Source organism: Thermococcus sp., assembly GCF_027052235.1.
Taxonomy (GTDB): domain Archaea; phylum Methanobacteriota_B; class Thermococci; order Thermococcales; family Thermococcaceae; genus Thermococcus.
The window spans coordinates 1-4,182 of record NZ_JALUFF010000034.1 but is presented as its reverse complement, the minus strand read 5'-3'; the positions used below and the strand labels follow the sequence as shown (position 1 = coordinate 4,182).

Genomic DNA, 4,182 nt, shown 5'->3' with positions numbered 1-4,182 from the left:
CCAACCCGCCGATGAGGTAGAGCGCCCCCTGTATCTGGGAGGCGTAGTTTCCAAGACTTCCAACAAGGGCTCCTAAGAGGGCGAACGAGGCTACCATGCCAGCAACTATCGCCTCAACGTTCCTATTTGCAAAGGTGAGCGTTAGGGCACCCACTATTACAGGGAGAACGCAGGGGGAGAAAACGCTCAGAATCCCGGCAGAGAAGACCGTCAGTAGTGCGCCGAGGGTCAGGTTGGGCTTGTTGTCCTCTCCCTGCGGCGGGGTGCTCGTTTCGGTAGGAGGGCTCGAAGACGTGGTCGTTGGAGTGCTGCTCGTTGCTTCGCTTCCAATTGACTTCTCCACGAAGAGCCTCAGCCCCTCCGGACTTAGCGCCCCAATGGCAACACCCTTGAGAACCTTCACACCGTCTTCGACCTTGAATATAACCATAGTCGGCGTCCCGGGAACGCGTATGTTTATTGTTTCGCCGGGCTTCTTGGGCGTGTAGTAGCCAGTATTGTCGGGCTGAATGACCAGAACTCTGCCATCAACGCGGTACTGGAGGTTTGTGAGCTCTCTTCCCCTGTAAACATCAACGGCAACCAAGACCAGCCCCCTGAGGGCGTTCTCGGCATCTTTGGTGGGAAAAACCTGCTCTTTCATGTATTGGCACGCTGGACAGCTCTCCGAGTGGTAGAAGAGGAAGAAGTACTCTCCGTCATGCTGGGAAATGAGGTCGTTCAGCTCTTCTTCGGTCGATACTACATGGAACTCAAGGTTGCCGTAGGAAACCCTCTCTCCTGCCACGAGAGGCGAGAGCATAACCATGAGCACGAGCGCGATGACTAACTTTCTCACCCCTTTCACCTCAACAGGATAGCACCGGTCGTTAAAAAGAGTTTTCTTGAAGGGCGTTTCATAGGATTCCCTATCGTTGGTCTTCGACCGCATTTCCGGGCCTCTTGGATTCGCGTTGGGAAAGCATATATAGCTTCACGCCATAGGTCCCCTGATGCCTATGACTTTCGAATGGCGGCCAGAGAACCGGGGCGACCTCGTGGATGTTGAACATCTCAAGTACTCGGGAATCCTCGCGGCGTTAATCTACTGGCTCTTCGTTGCCTGGAGCATAAGCCGAAACCCCTGGTTCTCCTTCTTCCACAACGCCCTGAGCGACCTCGGCGACCCGGCTAAGGCCGCCTCGCCGTGGATTTACAACTACGGTCTCATGATCTCGGGTTTGCTCGTCTTCATCTTTTCCATCTACCTCATCCTCGCATCGGGGAACAGGCTCCAGACCGTCGGTGGCGCATACATCAGCATCTCCGCCCTTTTCCTGGCGCTCATCGGCGTCTACCACGGCGGAACGAGGCCCCACGTCTTCGTCTCGACCTACTTCTTTGTTCAGTTCTTCCTCGGGGCACTCCTCTACGGCCTGGGGAGCGGGAGAAAGACCCTGAGATACGGGTCTGCGTTGATATTCCTCCTGGCCCTTTTCGGAACCTTCCTCGACTGGCCCTCGGTGGCGCTGATAGAGACCTACGAGATAACCCTGATAATAGTCTTTACCCTTCTGGTTTTACTGGATGGGTGAAACCATTTTGGCTTAATTTTTTCCAATTTGCAAGCATAACCGTTAATAGCATCCGCGCCTAACCTTGACTATAAGTCACTCGACGAGTTCTTCTCAAGTTTTTACCGTTTCGTGACTAACGGTGTGATGAGCATGAAAGCGAAGAGAATGGCAGGCCTCGCCCTGCTTCTAAGCGTCGTGATGCTCGGCGCGTTCATTTCAGGATGCATTGACCAGGGAAACACAACAGGAATGACTTCACCCTCGGAAACCGGCACTCTAACGGGAACTCCCTCAAAAACGGAGACTTCGACGGCAACGAGGACGGAAACGACGACCCGAACTAGCCCCTCCGGGACTCAGACCACAACTGAAACGCCAGACATGACCGAGAAAAAGATTCTGGAACTTGTGAGCCAGTATGAGAACGCGATAGACAATGCCAAAGTCCAGCTCGAAAAGACGGGCTTCGAGGTAAAGGATGGTGAGTTCTCGAACTGGGACGCAAAGGCGGAGGAGCTGAGAAGGAAGGCTGACAACGAGAAAGACCCCAAACAGAGAACTGCGATGCTCTACGATCTCGCGAGGCTGAGGTACTACGAGCTGCTCAACCTTCAGAGCGCCGTTGGCATAAGCGCGATCGAGAAAGCCTACTGGGAGAACGCCACCACCGGCGAGCCGATAGAGGCCTTCTACAACAGGAGGGGCGACTTCTTCTACGCCGGAGATGATAAGATAACCAAGATGGACGTTCCCCAGATGGTCGAGAAGATGTATTCCATCACGAAGGGCTACGAGCTTGAGAGCATCGAGATCTACCAGGTCGGAACCGGGAGCGTTCTCGTCCGGAGCATTAGAGAGGGCGGAAGAATCGTTGGAGCAGGGTTGGCGGCGATAAAGATTCACGCCAAGGGCGGCATGACAATAAAGACAGACGGAAATGACTTCGGAGTCCTAAGGCTCGTTGACCCGAACACGGGCGAGACCGTCATGAAGGTTGCCCCCGACGAGAAGGGAACCTACACCGTACCGCCGGTGAACGTCACCCTACTCGGAATCACTGATGGCGGGTTCTGCTACAGGCCTTTACCCATCGATGAGAACCATATGGATCTAATGCCCATAACTGATGAGGTAACGCTCGACGAGGTTCTCTGCGCCGGCGGCCTTCAGATTGCGCCCTTCGTCTTCGACCCCACCGATGGCGGAACCGGTCCCTACGCTCCCGCCCCTCTGGAAGACCTCTACCTGATGCCCGGCCAGTACACGGTGCAGACCTTCGCCATGAAGGCCGACCTCAAGCAGCTCGCCGAACAGCTCGTCAACATAAACGTCAGGATGGGCGGAACGAAGGTCGAAACCAAGAGGGCAACGAAGGCGCTGGATGCGTTCCAGAACGCGGTAACTTCCGTCGAAGCCTCGACGAACACACCGCTGGAAACGACGTGCTCGTGCACAGTAAGCCCGCTTTTGAAAGGAATTTTCAAGGAGACTTTCGGGGGAGATCCATTCCGAGATGTTCCATCGCCGGAGAGGACGATAAACATAACGGACTTCGGCACCGGGCCGTTTATCCCCATTCCGGCAGGGGGCCTCAAGGACCACTCCGCTGAGGTGAAAGTGTTCGTGGTCTCGGACGGCAAAGGTAACGTGAACATCATCGTAGACGAGTCCGGAATAAGTGAGGGCGAGCGATTGGACCCGAGCTACCTGAACAGGATTTTCGTCGAGGTCGTCACCGGCAGGAACCCGCAGACGGGGAAGGAAGCGAGGATAGCCGCGGTCAAGGTCCTCAACACCGACGGGACGATAGCGGTGCGGGGGACGATCGAACTGCCCGAAAAGAACCTCGTGGTGTCGGTTGTCCGGGAAGGAAGAGAAGGAAAGCTCTCGAACGAGGAGGGAGCATCTGACAGGTAAACCGCCTTTTCTTTTTCCCTTAAAGGCGCTCTTCCCTCAGCTTTTCCCTCACCTCGTCCCTTATCGGCCTGAGTGCCCTTGCGTACTTCTCAAGGGTCTTGAAAAGCCGTTCAACTCTCTCCTCGTACTTCTCGTCCTTAAGCTCCTCGCCCTCGAAGATATCATCCACGTTGTAGAAGAGCACCTGCCCGACGGGAAGCATCCTGTAGTTCACAGCCGCCGTTCTGAGCTCCATCAGGAGCCGCGTTCCCCCGGTAACGACTGAAAGCGTAACTATCCCAACCGGTAGGGCCTCGTACTCGTCGTAAATCGTGTCGAGGAGTATCTTCAGCTCCCCCGGATAGCTCCCGTTGTACTCCGGCGCGACTATCACCAGGCCGTCTGCCTCAAGGATCTTGGCCCTGTAACGTTCAATCTCAGGCGTCACCTTCCAGCGGTGGGTGTAGGCCAGGAGGTAGTCCTTTACATCTATCAGCTCCGCCTCCCAGCCGAGTTCTCTCGCCTTTCCGGTGAGGTACCTTGCTACCTTCTCACTCTTCCTCCCTTCCCTTGCCGTTCCGAGGATTATCTTAACCTTCATATCATCACCCGAGTGTGTTCTCCCTGGCTTTATTTAAGTTTGTCCTTCAAATCGGAAAGCATTGGAGTTCGAAACTTCTCATTTTGTTAGACAAACCTTTTTAAATTAGGTAGCCCTAATATCTCACGG

General features: G+C 54.9%; 4 protein-coding genes. 2 read left to right on the top strand and 2 right to left on the bottom strand.

The window, feature by feature from the left end; translation table 11 throughout:
- Positions 1-838, bottom strand: an 838-nt coding sequence (locus MVC73_RS04005; protein ID WP_366938925.1) for a thioredoxin fold domain-containing protein, incomplete at its 3' end; no start/stop codon positions are given.
- 154 nt (positions 839-992) lie between these two features.
- On the opposite strand from MVC73_RS04005, the gene MVC73_RS04000 reads away from it, so the two are divergent.
- Both MVC73_RS04000 and MVC73_RS03995 read left to right on the top strand, forming a co-directional pair.
- Positions 993-1,574 (top strand): DUF998 domain-containing protein, encoded by a 582-nt coding sequence (locus MVC73_RS04000; protein WP_297507185.1) that lies wholly within the window; start codon positions 993-995, stop codon positions 1,572-1,574.
- A 126-nt stretch (positions 1,575-1,700) separates the two neighbouring features.
- Positions 1,701-3,473, top strand: a complete 1,773-nt coding sequence (locus tag MVC73_RS03995; RefSeq protein WP_297507182.1) for a hypothetical protein — start codon at positions 1,701-1,703, stop codon at positions 3,471-3,473.
- A gap of 19 nt (positions 3,474-3,492) precedes the next feature.
- Here MVC73_RS03995 and MVC73_RS03990 read toward each other — a convergent pair whose 3' ends face one another.
- Positions 3,493-4,053, bottom strand: a complete 561-nt coding sequence (locus MVC73_RS03990) for an NAD(P)H-dependent oxidoreductase (RefSeq protein WP_297507179.1) — start codon at positions 4,051-4,053, stop codon at positions 3,493-3,495.
- Positions 4,054-4,182: the final 129 nt, after the last annotated feature.